Source organism: Rhodococcus sp. MEB041 (assembly GCF_030208955.1).
GTDB lineage: Bacteria > Actinomycetota > Actinomycetes > Mycobacteriales > Mycobacteriaceae > Rhodococcoides.
This window is the reverse complement of sequence record NZ_JARVSZ010000010.1, coordinates 55597-77598: the sequence shown is the minus strand read 5'-3', so window position 1 is coordinate 77598 and position 22002 is coordinate 55597. Positions and strand designations below refer to the sequence as shown.

Annotated in this window: 23 protein-coding genes and 3 tRNA genes; 12 read left to right on the top strand and 14 right to left on the bottom strand. The window is 68.7% G+C overall.

Going from position 1 to position 22002, the window contains the following annotated elements:
• Position 1: 1 nt before the first annotated feature.
• Complete coding sequence (locus QRN16_RS20735) at positions 2–613, top strand: TetR/AcrR family transcriptional regulator (protein WP_056443188.1); 612 nt, start codon at positions 2–4, stop codon at positions 611–613.
• Here QRN16_RS20735 and QRN16_RS20730 read toward each other — a convergent pair.
• Entirely contained in the window at positions 610–1461 is an 852-nt protein-coding gene (locus QRN16_RS20730; RefSeq protein ID WP_285189638.1) for an SDR family oxidoreductase, read from the bottom strand. The two genes, QRN16_RS20735 and QRN16_RS20730, sit on opposite strands and share 4 nt — an antisense overlap.
• An 85-nt stretch (positions 1462–1546) precedes the next feature.
• Here QRN16_RS20730 and QRN16_RS20725 point away from each other — a divergent pair, with 85 nt between their 5' ends.
• Positions 1547–2440 carry an amidohydrolase family protein gene (locus QRN16_RS20725; protein WP_285189636.1) on the top strand — a complete coding sequence of 298 codons (894 nt, stop codon included), beginning with the start codon at positions 1547–1549 and terminating at the stop codon, positions 2438–2440.
• Here the strand turns inward: QRN16_RS20725 and QRN16_RS20720 are convergent.
• Complete coding sequence (locus QRN16_RS20720) at positions 2418–2828, bottom strand: VOC family protein (protein WP_285189634.1); 411 nt, start codon at positions 2826–2828, stop codon at positions 2418–2420. The two genes, QRN16_RS20725 and QRN16_RS20720, sit on opposite strands and share 23 nt — an antisense overlap.
• Positions 2829–2938: 110 nt before the next feature.
• On the opposite strand from QRN16_RS20720, the gene QRN16_RS20715 reads away from it, so the two are divergent.
• A complete protein-coding gene (locus QRN16_RS20715; protein WP_285189631.1) occupies positions 2939–3931 on the top strand; it encodes a helix-turn-helix transcriptional regulator in 993 nt (330 codons plus the stop codon).
• The gene (locus QRN16_RS20710; RefSeq protein ID WP_285189629.1) at positions 3928–4782 is read left to right on the top strand and encodes an LLM class flavin-dependent oxidoreductase; all 855 of its coding nucleotides are present in this window, start codon (positions 3928–3930) and stop codon (positions 4780–4782) included. Before QRN16_RS20715 ends, QRN16_RS20710 begins: the two co-directional genes overlap by 4 nt.
• On the opposite strand, the gene QRN16_RS20705 is transcribed toward QRN16_RS20710, so the two are convergent.
• Together QRN16_RS20705 and QRN16_RS20700 are read right to left on the bottom strand one after the other, a co-directional pair.
• The gene (locus QRN16_RS20705; RefSeq protein ID WP_285189627.1) at positions 4758–5636 is read right to left on the bottom strand and encodes an alpha/beta fold hydrolase; all 879 of its coding nucleotides are present in this window, start codon (positions 5634–5636) and stop codon (positions 4758–4760) included. The genes QRN16_RS20710 and QRN16_RS20705 overlap by 25 nt on opposite strands.
• Before the next feature lie 70 nt (positions 5637–5706).
• Positions 5707–6966: a PucR family transcriptional regulator gene (locus QRN16_RS20700; RefSeq protein ID WP_285189626.1), complete on the bottom strand. Its 1260-nt coding sequence runs from the start codon at positions 6964–6966 to the stop codon at positions 5707–5709.
• A gap of 134 nt (positions 6967–7100) precedes the next feature.
• Here QRN16_RS20700 and QRN16_RS20695 point away from each other — a divergent pair, with 134 nt between their 5' ends.
• Both QRN16_RS20695 and QRN16_RS20690 read left to right on the top strand, forming a co-directional pair.
• A complete protein-coding gene (locus tag QRN16_RS20695; RefSeq protein WP_056443169.1) occupies positions 7101–7892 on the top strand; it encodes an SDR family NAD(P)-dependent oxidoreductase in 792 nt (263 codons plus the stop codon).
• Positions 7893–7968: 76 nt separating this feature from the next.
• Positions 7969–8604: a dihydrofolate reductase family protein gene (locus QRN16_RS20690; RefSeq protein ID WP_056443168.1), complete on the top strand. Its 636-nt coding sequence runs from the start codon at positions 7969–7971 to the stop codon at positions 8602–8604.
• Positions 8605–8607: 3 nt separating this feature from the next.
• Here QRN16_RS20690 and QRN16_RS20685 read toward each other — a convergent pair whose 3' ends face one another.
• From QRN16_RS20685 to QRN16_RS20665, 5 genes are all read right to left on the bottom strand, one after another.
• Complete coding sequence (locus tag QRN16_RS20685) at positions 8608–8919, bottom strand: DUF2834 domain-containing protein (protein WP_051613569.1); 312 nt, start codon at positions 8917–8919, stop codon at positions 8608–8610.
• Positions 8920–8980: 61 nt separating this feature from the next.
• Positions 8981–9769, bottom strand: coding sequence for a crotonase/enoyl-CoA hydratase family protein (locus tag QRN16_RS20680; protein WP_285189619.1), 789 nt, complete (start codon positions 9767–9769; stop codon positions 8981–8983).
• Positions 9770–9890: 121 nt separating this feature from the next.
• Positions 9891–9966, bottom strand: a tRNA-Arg gene (locus QRN16_RS20675).
• Between the two features lie 43 nt (positions 9967–10009).
• Positions 10010–10099, bottom strand: a tRNA-Ser gene (locus QRN16_RS20670).
• 94 nt (positions 10100–10193) lie between these two features.
• Positions 10194–10907 carry a dienelactone hydrolase family protein gene (locus tag QRN16_RS20665; RefSeq protein ID WP_027506573.1) on the bottom strand — a complete coding sequence of 238 codons (714 nt, stop codon included), beginning with the start codon at positions 10905–10907 and terminating at the stop codon, positions 10194–10196.
• A 92-nt stretch (positions 10908–10999) separates the two neighbouring features.
• Here QRN16_RS20665 and hisC point away from each other — a divergent pair, with 92 nt between their 5' ends.
• Positions 11000–12064, top strand: coding sequence for a histidinol-phosphate transaminase (gene hisC, locus QRN16_RS20660; protein ID WP_056444223.1), 1065 nt, complete (start codon positions 11000–11002; stop codon positions 12062–12064).
• Between the two features lie 252 nt (positions 12065–12316).
• Here the strand turns inward: hisC and QRN16_RS20655 are convergent, their stop codons facing one another.
• Positions 12317–13333: an alpha/beta hydrolase gene (locus tag QRN16_RS20655; protein WP_056443162.1), complete on the bottom strand. Its 1017-nt coding sequence runs from the start codon at positions 13331–13333 to the stop codon at positions 12317–12319.
• A 544-nt stretch (positions 13334–13877) separates the two neighbouring features.
• On the opposite strand from QRN16_RS20655, the gene QRN16_RS20650 reads away from it, so the two are divergent.
• Positions 13878–15134 carry a PucR family transcriptional regulator gene (locus tag QRN16_RS20650; protein WP_261776324.1) on the top strand — a complete coding sequence of 419 codons (1257 nt, stop codon included), beginning with the start codon at positions 13878–13880 and terminating at the stop codon, positions 15132–15134.
• A gap of 67 nt (positions 15135–15201) precedes the next feature.
• Here the strand turns inward: QRN16_RS20650 and QRN16_RS20645 are convergent.
• The 3 genes from QRN16_RS20645 to QRN16_RS20635 all read right to left on the bottom strand — a co-directional run bounded on the left by QRN16_RS20645 (position 15202) and on the right by QRN16_RS20635 (position 17034).
• Positions 15202–15291: transfer RNA gene (locus QRN16_RS20645), tRNA-Ser, on the bottom strand.
• 10 nt (positions 15292–15301) lie between these two features.
• Positions 15302–15808 (bottom strand): MarR family winged helix-turn-helix transcriptional regulator, encoded by a 507-nt coding sequence (locus tag QRN16_RS20640; RefSeq protein WP_051613546.1) that lies wholly within the window; start codon positions 15806–15808, stop codon positions 15302–15304.
• Between the two features lie 50 nt (positions 15809–15858).
• Complete coding sequence (locus QRN16_RS20635) at positions 15859–17034, bottom strand: alpha-hydroxy-acid oxidizing protein (RefSeq protein ID WP_027506568.1); 1176 nt, start codon at positions 17032–17034, stop codon at positions 15859–15861.
• A gap of 79 nt (positions 17035–17113) precedes the next feature.
• On the opposite strand from QRN16_RS20635, the gene mgrA reads away from it, so the two are divergent.
• On the top strand, positions 17114–18160 hold the full coding sequence (gene mgrA / locus QRN16_RS20630) for an L-glyceraldehyde 3-phosphate reductase (RefSeq protein ID WP_204869541.1): 1047 nt from the start codon (positions 17114–17116) through the stop codon (positions 18158–18160).
• A 20-nt stretch (positions 18161–18180) separates the two neighbouring features.
• Positions 18181–19170: an NAD(P)H-quinone oxidoreductase gene (locus QRN16_RS20625; RefSeq protein WP_285189611.1), complete on the top strand. Its 990-nt coding sequence runs from the start codon at positions 18181–18183 to the stop codon at positions 19168–19170.
• 10 nt (positions 19171–19180) lie between these two features.
• Here the strand turns inward: QRN16_RS20625 and QRN16_RS20620 are convergent, their stop codons facing one another.
• Complete coding sequence (locus tag QRN16_RS20620) at positions 19181–20383, bottom strand: cysteine desulfurase-like protein (RefSeq protein WP_285189609.1); 1203 nt, start codon at positions 20381–20383, stop codon at positions 19181–19183.
• A gap of 94 nt (positions 20384–20477) precedes the next feature.
• On the opposite strand from QRN16_RS20620, the gene QRN16_RS20615 reads away from it, so the two are divergent.
• Together QRN16_RS20615 and wzm are read left to right on the top strand one after the other, a co-directional pair.
• Positions 20478–21089 carry a bacterial proteasome activator family protein gene (locus QRN16_RS20615; RefSeq protein ID WP_051613544.1) on the top strand — a complete coding sequence of 204 codons (612 nt, stop codon included), beginning with the start codon at positions 20478–20480 and terminating at the stop codon, positions 21087–21089.
• Positions 21090–21116: 27 nt separating this feature from the next.
• Positions 21117–21992: a galactan export ABC transporter permease subunit Wzm/RfbD gene (gene wzm, locus QRN16_RS20610; protein ID WP_027506560.1), complete on the top strand. Its 876-nt coding sequence runs from the start codon at positions 21117–21119 to the stop codon at positions 21990–21992.
• The last annotated feature ends 10 nt before the right edge of the window (positions 21993–22002 follow it).

Sequence of the window (22002 nt, the reverse complement as noted above, 5' to 3'; positions counted from 1 at the left end):
CATGGAGTCGACCGACGGCACGGCGCGACGGGGGCGGCCACGCGACCCCGCCATGGAATCGCGGGTGTACGACGCCGTCGTGGACGTGTACTGGCGCACCGGGTGGGCGGGATTCACCATCGATGCCGTCGCCAAGAGCGGTGGCGTGGGCCGCGCGGCGATCTACCGTCGGTGGCCCACCAAGGAGGCACTCCTCACCGGGGCTCTGGAGACCGTGCTCCCCCTCGTCGACCCCATCGACACCGGCACCCTGACAGGCGATCTCACGGAACTGGCTCGTCAACTCCTGCGGGGCTACCGAGACTCCTCGGGGCTCATCGCCGTGCGCGTGGCCCTCGACGCCCGCGTGTATCCCGATCTGCTCGAGGCGCTGACCGCCACCATCAGCACGAGCAGATTCGTCGCGACCCGAGACATCGTCCGCCGCGCCGTGTCCCGCGGCGAGTTACCGGAACACGTGCGGACCACACTGCTGCTCGAGATGCTCACGGGCGCCGTTCTGAGCCGAGTGTTGTTCGCACACGATGCGACCGAGGCGCCGTCCGCCGCCACCGCGGACGACGCGTACATCGACGGACTGGTCGACGCGGTGCTGGCGAGCGTGCGCCGCTAGCGCGTCGACTCGGGAGCGGACGACTGCCCGCGCGCCCTGTCCTCGTACGCGCGACGCCGTTCCGCGTCCACGTCGCCGAGGAAGATCTGCTCGGATCCGAAACGGCGACTGACGAACTCACCGAGTCGGCGCGGCATGAAGCGCTGGCTGACGACGATCGCGCCGGCCGAGGCCGGGATGCGCACCTTGGGTCGCGGCTTCTCGACGAGCCGGACCACCGCCCGCGCGATGTCCTCGGGTTCGGCCTTCTTCATGAAGGGCACGTCTCTCGTTCCCGCCGTGAGTTCGGTGTTGACGAACCACGGCAGGACCAGGGAGAACTCGACGCCCGAGGATCGGTACTCCACCCTCGCCGCCTCGGTGAACGCGATGACCGCAGACTTGCTGGCGCAGTAGGTGGCCAGGCCTGGCGCCACCGCCTCGCCCGCCATCGAGGCGATGGAGACGACGTGTCCGCGCCGTCTCGGCACCATGCGGTGCAGCGCCGACTTGGTGCCGATGATGACGCCGTGCACGTTCACGTCCATGATCCGGCGTGCCACCGCGTCCGGCTCGTCCGTCAGCGCCCCGACCGGCATGATTCCGGCGTTGTTGACCAGGACGTCGACCGGGCCCAGCTGACGCTCGACGCGGTCGAGGAAGGCGTCGAAGGACGCCGGGTCCGTGACGTCCAGTGCTCCGTGCAGGTGCACCCGCGCGGACTCGGCCGCGGCGGCGAGGGCGTCCGCGTCCACGTCCCCGATCGCCACCCTGGCGCCGGCGGCGACCAGCGCGCGCGCCGTCGCGAGGCCGATTCCCCGTGCGCCACCGGTGATGGCGATGACTCGTCCCTGCAGTGATCCCGTCATCGTCTTATTACAGACACGCAGTGTCCGCAAAGTCAAGGGTTCGGAGTGCCGTCGCGGCCGCCCCGGCGATGCGAGGATCGATCCCGTGCAGAACCGTGACGACGACATCCGCCGGGTCCACCGAGTGCTCGACGACCTCCGCCTCGAGTCACTGGTGGACGTGCACACGCATTTCATGCCGCACAGCGTTCTGGCCAAGGTGTGGAACTACTTCGACTCCGTGGACGACCGCCTCGGCACCGCGTGGCCGATCGAGTACCGCGTGGACGAGGACGAACGCACCGACCTGTTGCGCAGGTACCGGGTAGGGACGTTCACGTCCCTGCTGTACCCGCACAAGCCCGGCATGGCGGAGTGGTTGAACGGGTGGGCAGCGGAGTTCGCGGACCGAACACCCGACTGTGTACGCACCGCCACCTTTCACCCCGAACCGGACGCTGCTCGGTACGTCCGTGCCGCCGTCGAGGACGGGGTCGGAGTGATGAAATGCCATGTGCAGGTGGGGAATATCGACGTCCACGATCCGTACCTGGACGACGTGTGGGCGGTTCTCGACGACGCCGCCGTACCCGTCGTCATCCACTGCGGATCGGGACCCGAACCCGGTCGCCACACCGGACCGGACCCGATCCGCGCACTACTGCACCGCTTTCCGACACTCACCCTGCTGATCGCACACATGGGCATGCCCGAGTACGAGGACTTCCTCACCCTGGCCGAGACGTTCGACAACGTCGGGCTCGACACCACGATGGTGTTCACCGATTTCACCGAACAGCTCGCGCCCTACCCGCGATCGGCGTTGCCGCGCCTGCGCGACCTGCAGGACAAGATCGTGTTCGGCAGCGACTTCCCCAACATCCCCTACTCGTACGCGCACGCGGTCGAGAGCGTGGTCGGCCTCGGACTCGGTGACGACTGGTCCCGCGCTGTGCTGCACGACAACTGGGCACGGTTCAGCCGCCGTACGGCACCATGACGTCGATGATCCAGACGACACCGAAGCGGTCGGTGAGTTTGCCGTACAGCGGGGAGAACACCGACGGACCGAGTTCCACCTCGACGGTCGACCCCGCGGCGAGCGCCGTCCAGTAGCCGGTGATCGCGTCGGCGTCGGTGCTGCGCAACGAGAAGTAGAAGGCGTTGCGGCCCGCGTCCCGCTCGAGGTCGTGCTGCACGTCGTAGGCCATCACGTGGAAGCCGTCCGGCGAGGAGACCTGGCCCCACACCACCTGGTCGGCCTGATCTGGGCTCGTGTCGCCGTACGGGACCACGACGAGATCGCCGCCGAACACCGAGTGGTAGTACTCGAGCGCGGCGCGCGCGTGGCCGTCGAAGTTCAGATGCAGGGTGCTGGTCACGGTCATGGGGTTCTCCTCGTGGGTGGTCTCTCGCGGGCGGCGATCACCGCCTGCAGACCCACTGTGTCGGTCGAAGCGGCCAGTTTCTGTCCGCTACTTCGGGCAGTATCGGCGGCATGCCCGCACCCTCGTCACGCATGCTCACGCTGCTGTCGTTGCTGCAGCACCGACGGGACTGGCCGGGCGAAGAACTGGCTCGGCGACTCGAGGTGAGTCCGCGCACCGTCCGGAGGGACGTCGACCGGCTCCGCGAGCTGGGGTACGCGGTGTCGTCCGCGAAGGGGCCTGACGGGGGCTATCGCCTGGACGCGGGCGCCGACCTTCCGCCTCTGCTCTTCGACGACGACCAGGCGGTGGCACTCGCCGTCGCCCTCGGCGGTGCCACGTCACTCGGCGTGGACGTGGCCGAGCCTGCCGCCCGAGCTCTCGCCACCGTGCGTCAGGTGCTCCCGAGCAGGTTGCGCCACAGACTCGACCGCGTGGCGACGACGCCTCCGCCCGAGTCCGCGCCTATGGTCGACAGCCGAACACTGCTGGCGGTCGCCGGTGCGGTCGGCACCGAGGCACTGCGGTTCGCATACACGTCCCCCTCGTCCGAACCCTCGTCGCGACACGTCGAGCCCTACGGCGTCGTGACCGCGCGGGCGCGGTGGTACCTGGTGGCATGGGATCTGGCGCGCGACGACTGGCGCATCTTCCGACTCGATCGCATGGAGCTGCGCCCACCGACCGGCCGACGCTTCACACCGCGGCCCGTCCCGGGCGGCTCCGCCGGTCGCCTGCTCCAGGCGCGACTCCGTGGATCGGAGACGGGTACCTGGCCCTGCGTCGGCGAGGCGGTCGTCCGTCTGCCGGCCGAGGCGCTGCGGCCGTTCCTCACCGAGTCGGACGAGTCCGTGGAACACGTCGACGCAGAGCGGTGCCGCGTGACGGTCGGCTCGTGGTCGTGGGTCGCCGTGGCCGCGTCCCTCGCACGGTTCGACGCGGACCTCGAGGACGTCTCCCCGCCCGATCTCGTGACGGCGATGGCCACGGTCGCGGCACGTCTCGGCCCCGAACGAACCGACGCGCCCCCGGCGGGCGCTCGATCTGCTACGACTGACTCGTGACGAGACTCGGCATCGTGTTCACCCCCGCCCACGACCCTGCCCGGCTGATCACGGCCGCACGCGCCGCGGAGAAGGCGGGACTCCACGAGTTCTGGCTGTGGGAGGACTGTTTCAGCCACGGTGGGCTGACGACCGCGGCCACAGTGCTGGCGAGCACCGAGCGCATCCAGGTCGGCCTGGGACTCATGCCCGCGCCGCTGCGCAACGTCGCCCTGTGCGCCATGGAGGTCGCGTCGCTGCATCGACTGTTCCCCGGCCGGTTCCTCGCCGGTGCCGGACACGGCGTGCAGCACTGGATGGGGCAGGTCGGCGCCCGCGTCGCGTCTCCGATGACGCTGCTGGACGAGTACTCGACCGCTCTACAGGCGCTGCTGCGCGGGGAGGAGGTCACCGTCGACGGCCGGTACGTCTCCCTCGATGCCGTGCAGCTGCAGTGGCCGGCGCCCGACGAACCGTTCTTTCTCGGCGGTACCGGTCCGAAGACGCTGCGCTACGCGGCATCCCACTCGGACGGCACCTTGTTCGCGGCCGCGATGTCGGACGACGAGCTGGCCGCCTCGTGTGCCGAGGTGAGCGCAGCGCGGCGCTCCGCCGACCATCGCGTCATCGCGCCTCGACTGGTGGCGGTGGGCGCCGGCGCGGACGACCGCATTCGCGACGAGGTCGCGCGCTGGGGCAAGTCCGATACGAGCGGGCTCGCGGTCACCGGCGGCGCGGCGGAGGTGGCGGACGAGGTCGCCCGCCTGGGGCACCTCGGCATCACGACGGTCGTCGCCCACCCCACCGACGACGAGCCCGATCTCGAGGGGTTGATCGAGGTGCTCGGTCAGACGGCCGCGGGGGTGCGCTGAGCACCCGACGGAACGCGATGTGCGGCGAGGAAGTCGAGGAGCACGGGAGCGAAGGACGACGCATTCTCGAAGAACGGGAAGTGGCTGCCCCCTTCAGCTCTGGTGAAGACGCGAAGTTCGGCGCCGGGGATGCGGTCGGCAGTCCAGGCCTGAGACGCGGTCGACACGTGGCTGACCTCGCCGCCGATCACGAGGGTGGGAACGTCGATGTCGGGCAACACGTCTCGCCAGTCCTGCATGATGTGATCGAACAGGAGCCGCGCACCCCACGCGGCCGGCATCCGAAGGTTCTCCCGGTAGAGCCACTCCACGTCGTCGGCTCCGATGTCGGGGGAGAGCATCGACACCAGGAACGCGTGGCGGATGGCGTCGCTCTCGGGAGAGGTCAGCGATGCCACGAAAGCGTCGGCACCGGCGACGTCCAGGATCGCACCCGCATCCCTGCCGTCCTCGGCCGTCATCCACGGCAGGACGGCGCAGGCGCTCGGCTGGTCCACGACGACGAGGGAGTCGACGCGGGACGATCCGTGAGTGTCCAGGTAGCTCCACGCGACCGAGGCCCCCAACGAGTGTCCGACCAGGCACGCTCGATCCACCGCGCGGGCGTCGAGAACCTCGTGCAGATCGGCTGCCAGCCGCGCGACGCGCGCGCCCGTCGCCGGCTTGCCCGACAGTCCGTGACCACGGAGGTCGAAAGACACCACCCGATGAGTGGGAGTGAGCAAGGGAATGACGCGGTCGAACATCGCCCGCGACTGCGACCATCCGTGGACCAGCACGAGGGTGTCACCGGTCGATCCGGGACCGCTGTCTCTGACGTCGAGCGCACACCCGTCGCTGGTGGTGACCATCATCGTTCCGGCTCCTCGGGTCCGTGCCGGCGAAGACACCGACGGTGCGAGTGTCGCGCCGGAGTGACCTGTATCACCACCTACGTCCGTCGGGATGCGCGGTCGCAGGATCCTCGTTCTGTCGGAACTGCGAGGTCAGGTCATGCAGGTGTAGTCCCAGATGAAGCTGCAGCCGATCCCGTCCCGAGTCGAGATCGAGCGACGTGATCTCCCGTATACGGTCCAACCGGTAGTAGAGCGACGTCCGATGCATGTGGAGTTCGGCAGCCGTCCTCGCGACGGAGCCACCGTGGTCGAGGAACGACCGCAGCGTCGACGTCAACCGTCCCGACGGGTCCATCTCCATGAGGCGGCGCAGCGGTAACGGGACGGATTCCGGGACCATCACCTCGGCGGGGAGCTCGAGCAGCACCGCGTCCACTCCGAGGTCGTCCCAGAAGACGATGTCGCCGGACGGGGCTCGTGACGCGATGTCCGCGCGGTGGCGAGCACGCCACGCGCCGGTGCGCCCCTCGGTCGAGGTGCCGACACCGACGGCGCAGCGATAGGAGCCGGCCCCCAGCACCCGATCGAGGCCCTCCGCCACCCGGCGGACGTGCTCGAGGATTCCCGCACGAGTCGGAACCACCTCCGACGTGAGCAGAAGGAGCGCGCGGTCGTCGTCCACCAGGTGCTGCGCCGTGGTGCCACGTGTCCGTGCCGCCATGTCGACGGCCACCTGCAGCGCCGTCGCGACCGAGGCATCCGGTGTGCCCAGCGCGGTGACGGTGAACGACACCACGGTGACGCACGCCGCCCCCGCGCCCGCGCCCCCGTTTCTCACGAACCACGCCTCGGCGGCGCGCCGAGCGGCCTCGTGTCTGCCGAGGAGATCGCGCAACGCTGCCGTCCGCTCGACGGAGTCCTCGCCGGATGCGATGGAGCCCGCATGCATCACGGATTCGACGTCCCGGCTCACCTTCTCGATGTGCCGGATCTCCCCCGGAGTGAGGGAACCGTCGGCATCGATGACCATGAGGAAACCGAGCAACCACCCCGGTCCGTGCAGCGGCACACACAGCCGCGCGGTCAGGCCCAGGTCCGGGCTCGCCTCGAGGACGTGCGCCCCATGCCACCGCCCCGCGCCACGCGACAGAACGTAGCGGCCGACGTCGGCACCGGCGTCGCGTTGCAACACCGCGCGGACGCGCACGGCATCCTCGTCACCGAAATGCCTACTCGCACAGATCAAGCGGACTGCCGGGTCGTCGACCACGACCGACCGGCCGAGATGTTCGGCGAGAGCGTCGATCAGCTCCAGGAGGCGAGCATCGACGCTCGGGGTGCCCGTCATGGATGTCAGCCTCGCAGTTCTTCCTACAGATGGTGGAAGTTTCACGCCGACGCTCGACGCGGCGCGCTGGTTCGAGGGCCTACCACTAGACGACCATCGAGAGGTCACGTTCGTTCTCGGAATCCGGAGCCGCCATGCCACCGTCACTGTCCGGCCGTGTGGTGCTCGTGTTCGGCGCTGGGTCCAGCGGTACAGCCATGAGCAACGGCCGCGCCGCCGCACTCGCCTATGCCAGGGCCGGGGCGACGGTGGTGGCGATCGACCGGGACCGCGCCGAGGCCGAGCTGACGACGAAGGAGATCGTGAGCGACGGAGGACGAGCGATGGCGATCGCGGCGGACATCACGGACGAGGACGGCGTTCGCGACGCTGTCGACGCCGCCGCACACGCCGTCGGGCCGCCCACGATCCTGCACAACAACGTCGGGTCGGTGACCACCGGGCAGGTCACCGACCTGAGCATCGACCGGTGGAACGCCGCGCTGTCGCTGAATCTCACGGGGGTGTTCCTCACCTGCAAGTACACGATTCCGTGGATGCTCTCGGAGGGGGGCGGCGCGATTGTGAACGTCTCCTCGCTGGCGAGCATCCGGTACACCGGGTACTCCTATCCCGCCTACGCTGCCGGGAAGGCCGGAGTGAATCAGCTGACCGTGGCATTGGCGCTGGAGTACGCCGCGTTCGGTGTCCGGGTCAACGCGATCCTGCCGGGGCTGATCGACACACCCCTGGTCTCGCACACCCTGGTGGACGACGCGTCTCGCGAGACCGCACTGGCCGCCCGCCATGCCGCGAGTCCGACCGGACGGATGGGCACGCCACAGGACGTGGCCAATGCGGCTGTCTTTCTCGCCTCGGACGACGCGGCCTACATCAACGGGGTCTGCCTCCCCGTCGACGGTGGCCTGGCGGCGAGGAGCGTGTGAACCTCGACAGCCCTCCGCGATGACTTCCGCACCGCTCGGTGGTCCATCTCGTCACACGCAACCGAGGAGTGACGCCATGGGAACGATCACCATCGAGATGTTCGCGACGCTCGACCTCGTCGGGCAAGCTCCCGGCGGACCCGACGAGGACCCGGACGGGTTCCCGTTCGGCGGCTGGCAGGCGCCGCTGATCGACGACGTCACCGGCGCGCAGATCGATGCGGCCTACCGCGGCACCGATGCGCTCCTGCTCGGGCGACGGACGTACGACATCTTCGCGTCGTACTGGCCGCATCAGCAGGGCGGACCGGACGACGGCATCGCGAGTCTCTTCAACGGGATTCCCAAGTACGTCGCCTCGCGCGATCCGCGCACGCTCGACTGGGCCGGATCCTCGGTACTGGGCCCGGATCTACCGACCGCTGTGCGCGAGATCCGAGAGCGGCATCAGGACATCAAGGTCGTGGGGAGTCTCGATCTGGTGCAGACACTGGTGCGGGAGCGGTTGTTCGACCGCCTCGACCTGTGGCTGCACCCCATCGTGCTGGGTGTCGGTAAGACGGTGTTCGACACCGGCGCCCTGCCGACGAGCCTCGCCCTCGTTGCCCCACCGCAGGCAAGCCCGGGCGGCACCGTGTTCCTGCAGTACGCGCTGGCGGACGGCACACCCGGCACCGGGGACATGAGCGCCCCGGAGCGGGGCCGCCGGTGATTCTCAGCCCGCGAGTCGGACGGTCCGAGCTCGCACGGCGAGGAAGAACGGGATCGCCGAGCCGATACCCACACCGAACGTGAGGAGCACCGTGACCAGCCACCACCGGACGATGCCGAGTCGCCGCGCCTCGGGCAACGCCCAGACGTGGAAGGCGATCACCACGAGGATGAGATCCACCATCGCGAACCGTCCGGGCACGGTGGACCAGATCTTCCCGACGAAGAAGTCGGCGGCGGATCGTGTCCCGTGCTTCCGGACGTAGGGCAGGGCGATCGCGTTCTGCGCGACACCCGCCACTGCCGCGAGTGCCATGAGTCTTCGTTCGTCCGACGTCGTCACCGATGCTCCGTTCGTGGTGTGAATCTGATGAGTATCACCTGCCGGTGAAGGTGGCCTGCCGTCTCTCGACGAACGACAGCATCCCCTCGGCCGCGTCGGCCGTCGAGAACAGTGCCCGGATGCCGGGGAGCAGCTGCGCCGCCGCGGCGGCGTCCCCCTCGATCAGGCTGCGATGAGCGGACTCCAGCGTGGCCCGCACACCAAGCGGCGCAGCGGACTCCGCGATGCGGTGTGCGAGCTCGATCGCGCGCTCGATCGCCGCGGCGGGATTCGCACAGACCTCCTGCACGAGCCCGATGCGACGAGCCTCCTCGGCATCGAACTCGTCTCCGGTGAGCATCCACCGCATGGCGTTCCCCCAGCCGGTCTCGCGAGGAAACCGCAGGGTCGCCCCGCCGAACGGGTAGATACCGCGCTGAACTTCCATCTGAGAGAAACGCGTTCCGGCTGCGGCGACCCGGATGTCGGACGCCAGCAGCAGTTCGATGCCGAGCGTCATGCACCATCCGTGCACCGCCGCCACCACCGGAGTGGTCCACGTTCCGTCGAGGCGCCACGGATCCCGCCCACCCTCAGCGAACGGCAGACGATCGCCCGTCAGATGCTGGGCGACGTCCACGAGATCGAGACCGGCGGTGAAGTGCTCACCGTGAGCGAAGAGGAGTCCGGCACGGAGGTCGTCGTCCGCCTCCAACATTCCGTACGCCGTGGACAGCTCGCGGATCATGTCGGTGGTGAAGGAGTTCCGCTTCGACGGCCTGTTCAGCCCGATGTGCAGGACGTGCCCACGCGGTTCGACGGTGATCGTCTGGAACTCGGTCACGACACACTCCCCCTGTGGCGGGCCGGAACCCGGTTATATGTTCCATCACATAGTACACAGAGGTGCCGGACCCGTACATGCAGAAAGCCGGCACCAGGATGATCCTGGTACCGGCTCTCTGTGGTGCGCCCGAAGGGATTCGAACCCCTAACCTCCTGATCCGTAGTCAGGTGCTCTATCCGTTGAGCTACGGGCGCATGCTGTGGTGCTGTTCAGTTATCCTCCGACCGAAGTCGAAAGTGGCGGAGGCGAGAGGATTTGAACCTCCGGACCCGGTGAAGGGTCAAGTCATTAGCAGTGACTCCCATTCGGCCGCTCTGGCACGCCTCCTGGACCTCTTTCGAGGGCACCGGTCCTTGCGAACCGCCGAGAAGGAAGATTACACACGCCCCGGAGTAGACGCAAAACGGCTGGTGGGGCGGTCTTATCGGAGATGACTGTCGAACCAGTCGAAGATGCGACGCTGGGCGTCGACGATCGCCTCCTCGCCGGCCGACTCCTCCGACACGGCGGATTCCTCGTCCGCACGATGCTCGACGCCGGCGTAACTGACGACGAGCGTGGCGACGGACGCCTTCGACACGGCCTCCTGCAACTGCTCCACATGCTCCACGGGAGTGCGGACGTCGTCGCGTCCGTAGAGACCGAGCCAGGGCGCCTTGAGGGATGCCGCCGCGTCGACGAGAGCGAGCGCATCCGTGGTCAGCGCCTCGACGATGCCGGGAGCCGCGACACTCACCGCCGCACCGATGGCTCGATCGGTGGCCACCAGGGCGGCTGCGGTTCCGGCGTCGTCGAATCCGATGACGCCGATGCAGTCGGTCGGGACGCCTCGGCTCTGCAGCCAGTCGACGGTGGCGTCGAAGTCCTCGAACAACGGCGTGCCGAACACCTCGTCGTCGCCCGCCGCCCGGTGGAACAGGTGAGGCGCCGCGACCAACCAGCCGTCGGCGGCGAGGGACCGCATGAACTCGAGCAGGGCCTGCGGGAGCTCGCGCGCCTCGTGCAACACCACGATGCCGCCGCGAGCCCTGCTGTCCGGCTCGAACGCGGTGAGCGGCACGCGATCGAGCGTGGCGGTGTCCGCACCCTCGTCGCGGGGGCGGATGGGCGCAGTGTCCTCGATGAGACCCGACATGGCTCCACGGTAATGGCACACAATGGCGAAAGCGAGGGTCGAGCGAGAGCCGCGACCACACTGTGTCCGACCGCCGCGCATAATCGGTGATCGTGACCCCACGCACGCGCCCCGACCTCGATGCCATCCCCGGTTACCTGCCCGGCCGCTCGTTCCCGGGCGCGATCAAACTCGCCAGCAACGAGACCACGGCCGGCCCGCTGCCCAGCGTTCGCGAGGCCATCGCCGAGGCGGCGGCCGGAGTGAACCGCTATCCCGACAACCAGTCGACAGTCCTGGTCGAGGCGCTCGCGGACTTCCTCGACGTCCCGGCCACCACCGTCGCCGTCGGCTGCGGATCGGTCGCGCTGTGCCAGGAACTGGTCCAGGTCACCTGCAACGCCGGGGACGAGGTCGTCTTCGGCTGGCGCTCGTTCGAGGCCTACCCCATCGTCACGCTCGTCGCCGGCGCCACCGCCGTGCGTGTGCCGCTCACTCACGACGACGTGCACGACCTCGACGCGATGGCCGCAGCGGTGACGGACAAGACCCGTCTCATGTTCGTGTGCAACCCGAACAACCCGACGGGCACCGTGGTGGACCCCGCCGACCTCGAACGGTTCCTCGACGCGATCCCCGACCACATCGTCGTGGTGCTGGACGAGGCCTACTTCGAGTACACCGACCGCGCGATCGACGGCGTGGAGATCGGACGAACCCGACCCAACGTCGTGGTGCTGCGGACGTTCTCGAAGGCCTACGGCCTCGCCGGACTACGGGTGGGGTACGCCGTCGGAGCACCGTCGATCATCACGTCGATGAAGAAGGTGCACACCGCGTTCAGCGTGAGCAGTGTCGCGCAGAGTGGCGCCGTCGCATCTCTCGCGGCCTCGGACGAACTGCTGGCACGCACGGCCACCGTGACGGCCGAGCGGTCGCGGTTACGGGACTCGTTGCGCAGCATGGGATTCCACGTACCCGAGTCGTCGGCGAACTTCGTCTGGATCCCGCTGGGCGCGGAGTCGGGCGACTTCTCCGCAGCGTCCACCGAGGCCGGTGTCATCGTCCGCGCCTACGGAGACGACGGAGTGCGCGTGACGGTGGGCGACCCGCACGAGAACGACGCGTTCCTCGCGTTCGCCGCGTCGGCCGCCGAGACGTTCGCGGCGGCGCACTGAGGAGTGTGTGCACACCCCTGGCGGTGAGTGAACACCCTCAGCAGCCGGCAGGAAAGGGTGTGCGGTCGACGCAGAGGGTGTGCACACCCCCGGCGGCCGGGTGGGTCGACGCGCACCACTCGGGCCCGCGCCGCGAGACGTTCGCGGCGGCGCACCAGGGAGTGTGTGCACACCCCTGGCGGTGAGTGAACACCCTCTGCAGCCGGCGGGAGAGGGTGTGCGGTCGACGGAGAGGGCGTACGCCCCTGACAGCTACAGGCCGAGCGCCCTGGCCACGACGGGCCACGAGTTGTGCATCTCGTCCTGCCAGTAGCGCCAGGAGTGCGTGCCGTACGGCTTGAACACGATGGTCGCCGGGACACCCGCCGCGCGCAGCGTGTCGGCGAAGCCGGTGGTGCAGATGTTCGCGGCGGCCTCGAGGGGGCCGCCGACGGTCAGCGCGTCGATGATCTCCTCACCGAAACCGCCACCCGCCTCGTACGGTCCGGGGAATCCGTTGCCCGTCGACAGGTACACCTGCTTGCCGCGGAGCGTCTCGACGCGGGTACTCGGATCGTTCTCGGCCCACAGCGGATCCGCGTTCGTGCCCCACATGTTGGTGGCGTCGCCTCCGGTGGACCCGACGGTGGCACGCACCGCGTTCTTCGTCTCGTTGGAGCGGTTGTCGTAGCAACCGCTGAATCCGGCGATGCCCGTGTACAGATCGGGATGCTTGGTCAGCAGGTTCATCGCGCCCTGTGCGCCCATCGACAGACCCATCAGCGCGTTGACGCCGTTGCCGTCGAAGCGGGCATCGATCAACGGGGGCAGTTCCGACGTCAGGAACGTCTCCCACTTGTTGACTCCGAGCACGGGATCGGGCTGGGCCCAGTCGGCGTAGTAGGCACCGCGTCCCCCGACGGGAAGGACGATGTTGGCGGCCTTGTCCGAGAAGAACGAGACCGCGTCCGTCTTCTGCGTCCACGTGCTCTCCGTGTAGCCGGACTCCTCGCCCGCACTGACCCCGTCCAGCATGTACAGCGACGGACGCGGTACCGATCGATCGGCGGGCAGCAACACCTGCACCTGGATCTCGCGGTTCATCGACGAGGAGAACACCGACATGACGGCCCGGCGATCGGTCGCCATGGTCACCGAGACGACGCGAGTGGGTGACGACGCGTCCACGGCCGGCGTCGGAACGCCGGGCTGCGCACCCGCCACCGGCGCGGAGCCGAGAAGCGTCAGCGCGGTGAGGCACCCCGCGGCGAGCAGAGCGGGACGTCGCATCGACAGACCTTTCGTCCGATGTGGCTCGCGTGGAGCCACCGGTGAACAGAGAGACACGACGCGCGGAACGTCCCGCGCGCCCGGGGGAACGCGTACCAACTTACTTGCCGGTAGGTACGCCACCTTCAGGTCCAAAGGACTGCCCGACGTCCTGTCTGCGGTCACAAGAACCGGCGACGAGGACACCGAGACCGGGAACCGTGCCGAAAGCGTACCGCGAGACGGTGGACGACACGCGAACCAGACTTCGAGGCATCACCCACGTGTGTGACATTTCATGAAGTGGGTCACCGTCAATTGTGTGAAAGCAAGATGTAACTAGGTGAAAACGCGACTTGTTTTGCCTCAACAGGCGTCATGCAGGGGTGTCATCGCAGGTCACAGCGGTTGGCCTGACAACGGGAACAGACACCGCAGTGGGCCTGAGCGCATACCGTGGCTCTCGAATAGGTATCTCGAAACAATCTCGGGACCCGTTAATGATTGTTACGGTACCCCGAGAACATGCACGACTGACATGAACTACACAGTCATGGGGGGATCGATGACCACACCGAAGACAGCTCCGAAGCCGCTTCCGGGACACATGGAAGCGGGCCTGATCGCCGGCACCCGCACAAACTCTCTGGCGATGAGCGATCTGCGAGGGGTGGCGCGTCATCTGGTCGATCACTTCCAGGCCAACACCCCCTGCGGAACGCTCCCCGGCGAGCTCCTGCACGGCGACGTCACCGAGGTCACCGTCAAGTGCCTGGGTCTCGCCGTCCGCATGCTCGAATCGGGCAAGACGCCGTCGGACAAGGACCTCGCCAACGTCCACGACGCGGCCGCTCGCTGGGCTCGCGAGGGGGTGCCGCTGCGCTCGATCCTGCGCGCCTATCACGACGGATTCCGCTTCGGTCTCACTCTCGTCAGCCGTGACGCCAAGGCGCAGAACATCGAGAACGTCACCGACAACTCGCTCGTCCTGGTGAGCCTCCTCGAGGCCGTCACCACCGAGGTGTCCATGGCGTACGTGGAGGAGTACCGCTCCGTCGCGTCCGAGCACCACACCGCCACGCACACACTGGTGACCACGTTGCTCAGCGGCGGTCAGAACGCCCTGTCCACCGCGCAGCAGTGCGGCATCGACCTCGCCGACGAGTACCTCGTCATCGCGCTGCACTTCCCGCAGCATCCCGACGAGGCGAACCCCGTCGTCGATCGCACCGTGTCCGCACGGCGCAAGCTGCGCCGCATCCAGGCGGAACTCGCGACCATGTGCGGGAAGTCGCCGCTGGCCCTGCTCAGCACCGACGGCGGCACCGTGCTCCTGCCCGCACCGCGCGAACGCGAGTGGGTGGACACCCTCGTCGAGCGACTCTCCCGCGCCGGCGAGATCCCGATCACCGCCACGATGACGTCGGCCGAGCGCGAGGACATCCCCGGTGCTGCCGAGCACGTCTACGAACTGCTCTCGCTCACACGGCAACTCGGCCGACCGGCCGGGATGTACCGCACCGAGGACCTGGTGCTCGAGTACCAGCTCACCCGTCCGGGCCGCGGCCGGGAGCAGCTGCTCCGCGCTCTGAAGCCCCTCGACGACGCGCCCGAGCTGCTCGACACGCTGACGTCGTACATCGGTCACGAACTCAACCGCCAGCGCACCGCGCGGCACCTGTTCGTGCACGCCAACACCGTCGACTACCGCCTCAAGCGCATCGGCCAGCTCACCGGCATCGATCCCAGCGTGCCCTCGGGACTGCGCTACCTGCAGGCCGCCATCGTGGCCCGCGGACTCGCCGCCGCGAAGCAGAAGTAACGCGGCACCGACCGACACGAACGCCCCCTCCGGACGGAGGGGGCGTTCGTCGTCGATCACATCGCACTGGCGGAAGCGGAGGGATTTGAACCCCCGGACGCTTTCACACGTCTCTCGCTTTCAAGGCGAGTGCATTGGGCCGCTCTGCCACGCTTCCGCGATCGATACTAGTGGTCTCCCGCGAGCAGTCGTCGATCGACCTTCTCGAACACCTCGGCCATCGTCGCGAGTTCGTCGGCCGTGAGCAGATCGATCAGGCATCGCCGTACCGCAGCGACGTGCGACGGTGCCGCTGCCGCCAGGCGGGCGCGTCCGTCGTCCGTGATGACGGCCAGGACACCACGCCCGTCCTCGTCGCAGGTGTCTCGAACGACCAAGCCCTGCTCCTGCATTCGGCGGATCTGGTGCGTGAGCCGGCTCCTCGACGAGAGCACGCCGTCGGCGAGCAGACTCATCCGCAGCGAACCGTCGGGAGCCTCGCTCAGTCGCACCAGGATGCGGTACTCGGCCAGGGTCAGACCTTCTCGCGTGTGCAGGTCGCGGTTCAGGGTGTCCATGAGGCGGTAGTCGGCATCGATGAACGCGCGCCACGCGCGGGCCTCCGCCTCGTTCAACCAGGCCACCGGCGGGGCCGCGGTCTGTGACTCCTCGGGACGCGCACTGTGAACGACCATGACGGAAGGCTAGACCGAGGTGACCCCCGCGCGTGCCGACCTGCGCATCTTCAGGACCGGTACAGAATCGACCCGTCCACCTCGGTGACCGACGACAGCCCGGCCAGTCCCATGGTGATGTCGAGGTCGCCCAGCAGGCACCGCAGCGCATGGACGACACCCTCCCGGCCCGCGAGTCCCAGGCCGTACACCCACGGCCGCCCGTAGAACACCGCGTCGGCGCCGAGGGCCAGCGCGACCACCACGTCGGCGCCGGAGCGGACACCGGAATCGAGCAGCACGGTCGCGTGATCCCCGACGGCCGCGGCGACGGGTTCGAGCGCGTCGAGCGCGGCGATCGAGTTGTCCACCTGTCGCCCACCGTGATTGGAGACGACGACGCCGTCGGCACCCGCGTCGACGACGGCACGGGCATCGTCGGGGTGCAGTATCCCCTTGACCACGACGGGCAGATGCGTCCACTCACGCACCCGCGCAACGTCGGACGGGCGGAGCGTGTGGTTGCCGAACATGCCGACCCAGGTGAGCACCGCGATCTGCAGCGCCTCGGCACTCTCCTCGGGAGGCGACGCCAGGCGTGAGCGAAAGACCGGATCGGACAGGTAGTTCGCGATGCCCTCGGCGCGGAGGAAGGGCAGATGACCGAGCGTGAGATCGCGCGGACGCCACCCGATGCCGGGGGTGTCCGCCGTGACGACGATGACCTTCGCTCCCGCCGCGGTGGCACGACGCACCAGTGACTCCGCGACGCCGTCGTCCGACGGCCAGTACAGCTGGTACCACCAGCTCTCGCCGGACTCCGCCGCGACGTCCTCGAGCGGAGTGGACGACGCGGTGGACAGCACCGAGCCGATCCCCAGCTCGGCGGCGGCCGACCCGACGGCGGGTTCCGCCGCGGGGTGCACCATGCCGAGGACGCCGATCGGCGCGGTGAGCACCGGTGCGGCGAGGGTGGTCCCCAGCACGGTCACCGACAGGTCGCGGGCGTCCGGTGCGCTGGCCCCGCGCCACATCCGGGGAACGATCCTGCGGGAGCCGAACGCGTCGACGTTCCCACGCGCCGTGCGTTCCGTGGACGCACTCCCGGCGATGTACGCGAAGGCGGCCGCGGACAGCGTCTCGCGCGCCCGCTCCTCGAGACCGTCGGCCGTCATCGGCAGGTCGGGGGTCGTGCCGCCGAGCCCGGTCAGGTAGATCTCGTTCTGGAAGTTGCCGAAAGTGCTCACACGCAAACGCTAGCGAACGCGCACGCCCGGCAACACGATTTCACGCTGGTGAGCGTCACATGTCCGGCAGGATGGCGCCATGCCGGATCCCTATGTCGCCTCCCCCGACCGCTACGACACCGACCGCCCGACAGCGATGCCCTACCGCCGTACCGGTGAGAGCGGACTGAAGCTGCCCGCCATCTCGCTGGGGCTGTGGCACAACTTCGGTGACGACGTACCGCTCGCCACGCAGCGGGCCGTGCTCCGTCGCGCGTTCGACCTCGGCATCACCCACTTCGATCTCGCCAACAACTACGGGCCGCCGTACGGCAGCGCGGAGATCAACTTCGGCCGCATCCTGCGGGAGGACTTCGGGCCGTACCGCGACGAGCTGGTGATCTCCACCAAAGCAGGCTGGGACATGTGGCCGGGCCCCTACGGCTTCGGCGGGTCGCGCAAGTACCTGCTGAGCTCACTGGACCGCTCACTCGAGCGCATGGGGCTCGACAGCGTCGACATCTTCTACAGCCACCGCCCCGACAAGGACACACCCGTCGAGGAGACCGCGGGCGCGCTGGTCAGTGCCGTCGAGCAGGGCAAGGCGCGCTACGTGGGCATCAGCTCGTACTCGGCGGCGCGCACCCGCCAGATGGCGGCACTGCTGTCCGATGCGGGAGTGCCACTGCTGATCCACCAGCCGAGTTACTCGATGCTCAATCGCTGGATCGAGTCCGATCTGCTGCCGGCCGTCGACGAGCTGGGAGTCGGCGTGATCGCGTTCTCCCCTCTCGCGCAGGGCATGCTGACCGACAAGTACCTCGGCGGAATCCCCGACGAGTCGCGCGCGGCACAGGGGAAGTCGTTCGATCCCGAGTGGCTGACCGAGGACATGCGCGGGCATCTGAACGCGCTGAACGACATCGCCGCGGCGCGGGGGCAGTCGCTCGCCCAGATGTCTTTGGCGTGGGCGCTGCGCGACCCGCGGGTCACGACGGTGCTGATCGGCGCCTCGTCCGTCGAGCAGCTCGACGACAACGTGGGTGCACTCGCGCGACTCCGCTTCGACGACGACGAACTGAGCCGCATCGACGAACACGCCACCGAGGCCGGGATCAACCTGTGGGAGGAACCCTCCCGTATCTGAGGGCGGCATACGATCGAGACGTGCATGCCATCACGCTGACCGAGTACGGCGACCCGGAGGTCATGGTCTGGAGCGAGGTACCCGATCCCGTACCGGGGCCGGGAGAAGTCCTGATCTCCATCGCGGCGTCCGCCGTCAACCGCGCCGATCTGCAGCAACGTCAGGGCAACTATCCGCCGCCGCCCGGCGCCACCGACATCCTCGGGCTCGAGTGCTCCGGTGTGATCGCCGACGTCGGTGCGGACGTCACCTCGTGGAAGGTCGGCGACCGGGTCTGCGCGCTGCTCGCGGGCGGTGGCTACGCCGAGCAGGTGGTGGTGCCGGCCGGACAGGTGCTGCCCGTTCCCGACGGGCTCGACCTGCACGTGGCCGCATCGCTGCCCGAGGTCGCGTGCACGGTGTGGTCCAACGTCGTCATGTACGCCGGCTTGTCCGCCGGGGACACGTTGTTGATCCACGGCGGTGGCAGCGGCATCGGCACGCACGCCATCCAGGTGGCGAAGGCCCTCGGCGCGCGCGTCGCGGTGACCGCCGGCTCGGCGGAGAAGCTCGAGATCTGCCGGTCGTTCGGCGCGGACATCCTCATCGACTACAAGACCTCGGACTTCACCGAGGAGTTACGGTCCGCGACGGACGGGCACGGAGCCGACGTCATTCTCGACAACATGGGCGCGAAGTACCTCTCTCCCAACATCTCTGCGCTCGCGATGGACGGCCGCCTGGTCACGATCGGCATGCAGGGCGGCCGGGTGGCCGAGTTCGACTTCGGCGCGCTGATGGCCAAGCGCGGCAGTGTGCACTGCGCCGGGTTGCGGGCGCGCCCCCTCACCGGCCAGGGCGGCAAGGCCGACATCGTGCGCCAGGTGCGCGAGCACGTGTGGCCGATGATCGCCGACGGTGCGGTCGTGCCCGTCGTGCACGCGGAGGTGCCGGTGTCGGACGCACCGCAGGCTCATCGCATGCTGGACGACCACGCCACGGTGGGCAAGGTGATCCTGCGCGTCCGCTGACGGGCGCGGATCAGGTCAGCGTCTCGAGAACCGTGACGAGCTGGTCGATCTCGTGCCGCGTCGTGTACGGGGCCAGCCCCACTGTGATCGCGCCACCGGCATCGGCGACACCCAGCGACTCGAGCAGGCGGCTGCCGCCGTGCAGGCCACCGACCACGTCGATCCTGTTGTCCGCCAGTCGCGCCGCCACCTTGTCGGAGTCGACGCCGTCCACGCTGATGCTCAGGCACGGGATGCGGCTGGACGCCTGACCGATGGCCATGACGTGCGGCAGTGCCGCCACACGTTCCTGCAGGTACGCGAAGAGCCGATCCTGATAGTCCTGCAGCGAGCCGATGGACATCTCGAGACGCTGTCGACGTGTCCCGCTCGCGTTCTCGTCGAGGGCGGCGAGACAGTCGATGGACGCGGTCATGCCCGCGAGCAGTGAGTAGTGCAGACCGGTGACCTCGAGCCGCGCCGGACCCTTCGCATCGGTGTCGAGCGCCTGCGACGGCAACCGGTCGAGCAGCTCGGGGTCCCGGAACACCAGCGCTCCGACGCGAGGCCCACCCCAGGCCGCGGCGTTGACGGCGACGACGTCCGCCCGGAGTTCCTCGATGTCGAGCACCGCGTAAGGGGCCGCACCCACCGCGTCGACGACCAGCAGCCCGCCGGCGTCGTGCACGAGGTCGGCGGCGACACGGACGTCGGGGGCCGACCCCACCACCGTCGACGCCGCGGTCAGCGCGACGAGCCGAGTGTTCGCCGCGATGAGTTCCCCGAACTGCCAACTGGGGAGCTCGCACGTCTCGATGTCCACCTCGGCCCACTGCACCTGGGCGCCGTACCGATTGGCGATGCGCAGCCACGGTGCCACGTTCGCCTCGTCGTCCAGCCGGGACAGGACGATGCCCGTACCGAGGCCGAGACGCGTGCTGAGGGCTTCCGCGAGAGCGGTCAGGAGGATGCCGTGGTCCGGACCGAGGACCACGCCCTCGGGGGTTCCACCGACCAGATCTGCGACGGCCTGCCGAGCGTCGTCGGCGACCTTCGCGCTGCGCTGCGCGTAGGGGTGCCGACCGATGTGCGTCGATGCGGTCCCACGGAAGGTGGTGGACACGGCCGTGGCCACCCGGTCGGGGATCTGCATGCCCAGCTGCGGATCGAGGTGGATCCAGCCGTCGCCGAGCGAGGGAAACAGCCCTCGTACGCGGGCGACGTCGTAGGTCATGCCGCACACTCTAGGCGCCGACGGCGACAGGGCGGGCACGCACGGGCACGCCCCGGACCCCATCCTGGTGAGCGACCCGGGTCAAGATGGAGACATGACGTCTTCACACGAGCAGAACTCGGACGGCGGCCGCGCGGACGACAGCGCCGACCACGTCGTCGTCATCGGTCCGGACGGGCAGCCGATCGCGCTCAGTCCCCGCGAGGCGGCGGCCGCCGCGGCCCGCGCGAACGTCACCGGGGCCGGCGACTCGTCGGACGGCGACGACCAGGAATCGCTGGCGGACATGGTCGAGCAACCCGCCAAGGTCATGCGCATCGGCACCATGATCAAGCAGCTCCTCGAGGAGGTGCGCGCGGCACCGCTGGACGACGCCAGCCGCACCCGCCTCAAGGAGATCCACACCTCCTCCATCCGTGAGCTCGAGCAGGGACTCGCGCCGGAGTTGCGCGACGAGCTCCAACGCCTGGCGTTACCCTTCGGCGAGGACGCGGTGCCGTCCGACGCCGAGCTCCGCATCGCCCAGGCACAACTGGTGGGCTGGCTGGAGGGACTGTTCCACGGCATCCAGACGGCACTCTTCGCTCAGCAGATGGCGGCGCGCGCCCAGCTCGAGCAGATGCGCCAGGGTGCACTTCCGCCCGGTGTGTCCATCGGCGGCGGCGGTCAGGGCCAGCACGGGCAGGGCACCGGCCAGTACCTCTGACGGTTCTCGTCTGTAGGGTCGTCGGTCGTGGCAGCACCAGCGATCGACTCGAACACCGGGGACTCGAACTCCGGGGATGCACCCGCGTCCGATTCGCAGACGTTCCGCCGGGCCGTCCGCGATCTCCGGCAGGGCTACGCCCAGCGTGAGCTGTGGCTGAGTCTCGGGTGGCAGGACATCAAGCAGCGGTACCGGCGTTCCGTCATCGGCCCGTTCTGGATCACCATCGCCACGGGTGTGCAGGCCGTCGCGATGGGTCTGCTGTACTCGGTCCTCCTCGACATCGACCTGAAGTCGTTCCTGCCCCACGTCACCGTCGGGCTCATCATCTGGAACCTCATCAGCGCGTCGATCCTCGAGGGCGCCGACGTCTTCGTGGCCAACGAGGGCCTGATCAAACAGCTGCCGTCGGCACTGAGCGTGCACATCTATCGGCTCGTGTGGCGCCAGGTGCTGCTCCTCGGCCACAACATGCTGATCTACCTGATCATGCTCGCGGTGTTCCGTCCAGAGCTGCACTGGACCATCGTCATGGCGATCCCGGCGTTCGGTCTGATCGTCGTCAACATGGTGTGGGTGTCACTGCTCTTCGGCATCATCGCCACCCGCTACCGCGACCTGGCCCCGATCCTCGGCAGCGTCGTCACGCTGCTGTTCTTCATGACGCCGATCGTGTGGACCACGGCGAATCTGCAGAAGATGGGCGGGGCCGCGGCGGACCGCGCGCGGCTGGTGGAGATCAATCCGCTGTTCCACTACCTCGACATCCTGCGCGCGCCCCTGATCGGCGAGGACCAGCAGGCGTACCACTGGTACATCGTGCTGGCGTTCACCGTGGTCGGCCTGGCCGTCACCATGGTGGCGATGCGTACGTTCCGGGCCCGCGTGCCCTACTGGGTCTGATCGGACGAGA

What these genes read in the sequence shown, in the direction of transcription:
- QRN16_RS20690 (WP_056443168.1), top strand. Translation starts at nt 7,969, where the DNA reads ATGGGAACGATCACCATCGAGATGTTCGCGACGCTCGACCTCGTCGGG.
- QRN16_RS20665 (WP_027506573.1), bottom strand. Translation starts at nt 10,907, where the DNA reads ATGTCGGGTCTCATCGAGGACACTGCGCCCATCCGCCCCCGCGACGAG.
- QRN16_RS20620 (WP_285189609.1), bottom strand. Translation starts at nt 20,383, where the DNA reads ATGACCTACGACGTCGCCCGCGTACGAGGGCTGTTTCCCTCGCTCGGC.
- mgrA (WP_204869541.1), top strand. Translation starts at nt 17,114, where the DNA reads ATGCCGGATCCCTATGTCGCCTCCCCCGACCGCTACGACACCGACCGC.
- QRN16_RS20655 (WP_056443162.1), bottom strand. Translation starts at nt 13,333, where the DNA reads ATGCGACGTCCCGCTCTGCTCGCCGCGGGGTGCCTCACCGCGCTGACG.
- QRN16_RS20720 (WP_285189634.1), bottom strand. Translation starts at nt 2,828, where the DNA reads ATGACCGTGACCAGCACCCTGCATCTGAACTTCGACGGCCACGCGCGC.
- QRN16_RS20650 (WP_261776324.1), top strand. Translation starts at nt 13,878, where the DNA reads ATGACCACACCGAAGACAGCTCCGAAGCCGCTTCCGGGACACATGGAA.
- QRN16_RS20730 (WP_285189638.1), bottom strand. Translation starts at nt 1,461, where the DNA reads ATGACGGGATCACTGCAGGGACGAGTCATCGCCATCACCGGTGGCGCA.
- QRN16_RS20695 (WP_056443169.1), top strand. Translation starts at nt 7,101, where the DNA reads ATGCCACCGTCACTGTCCGGCCGTGTGGTGCTCGTGTTCGGCGCTGGG.
- QRN16_RS20640 (WP_051613546.1), bottom strand. Translation starts at nt 15,808, where the DNA reads ATGGTCGTTCACAGTGCGCGTCCCGAGGAGTCACAGACCGCGGCCCCG.
- QRN16_RS20615 (WP_051613544.1), top strand. Translation starts at nt 20,478, where the DNA reads ATGACGTCTTCACACGAGCAGAACTCGGACGGCGGCCGCGCGGACGAC.
- QRN16_RS20700 (WP_285189626.1), bottom strand. Translation starts at nt 6,966, where the DNA reads ATGACGGGCACCCCGAGCGTCGATGCTCGCCTCCTGGAGCTGATCGAC.
- QRN16_RS20715 (WP_285189631.1), top strand. Translation starts at nt 2,939, where the DNA reads ATGCCCGCACCCTCGTCACGCATGCTCACGCTGCTGTCGTTGCTGCAG.
- QRN16_RS20705 (WP_285189627.1), bottom strand. Translation starts at nt 5,636, where the DNA reads ATGATGGTCACCACCAGCGACGGGTGTGCGCTCGACGTCAGAGACAGC.
- QRN16_RS20685 (WP_051613569.1), bottom strand. Translation starts at nt 8,919, where the DNA reads ATGGCACTCGCGGCAGTGGCGGGTGTCGCGCAGAACGCGATCGCCCTG.
- QRN16_RS20735 (WP_056443188.1), top strand. Translation starts at nt 2, where the DNA reads ATGGAGTCGACCGACGGCACGGCGCGACGGGGGCGGCCACGCGACCCC.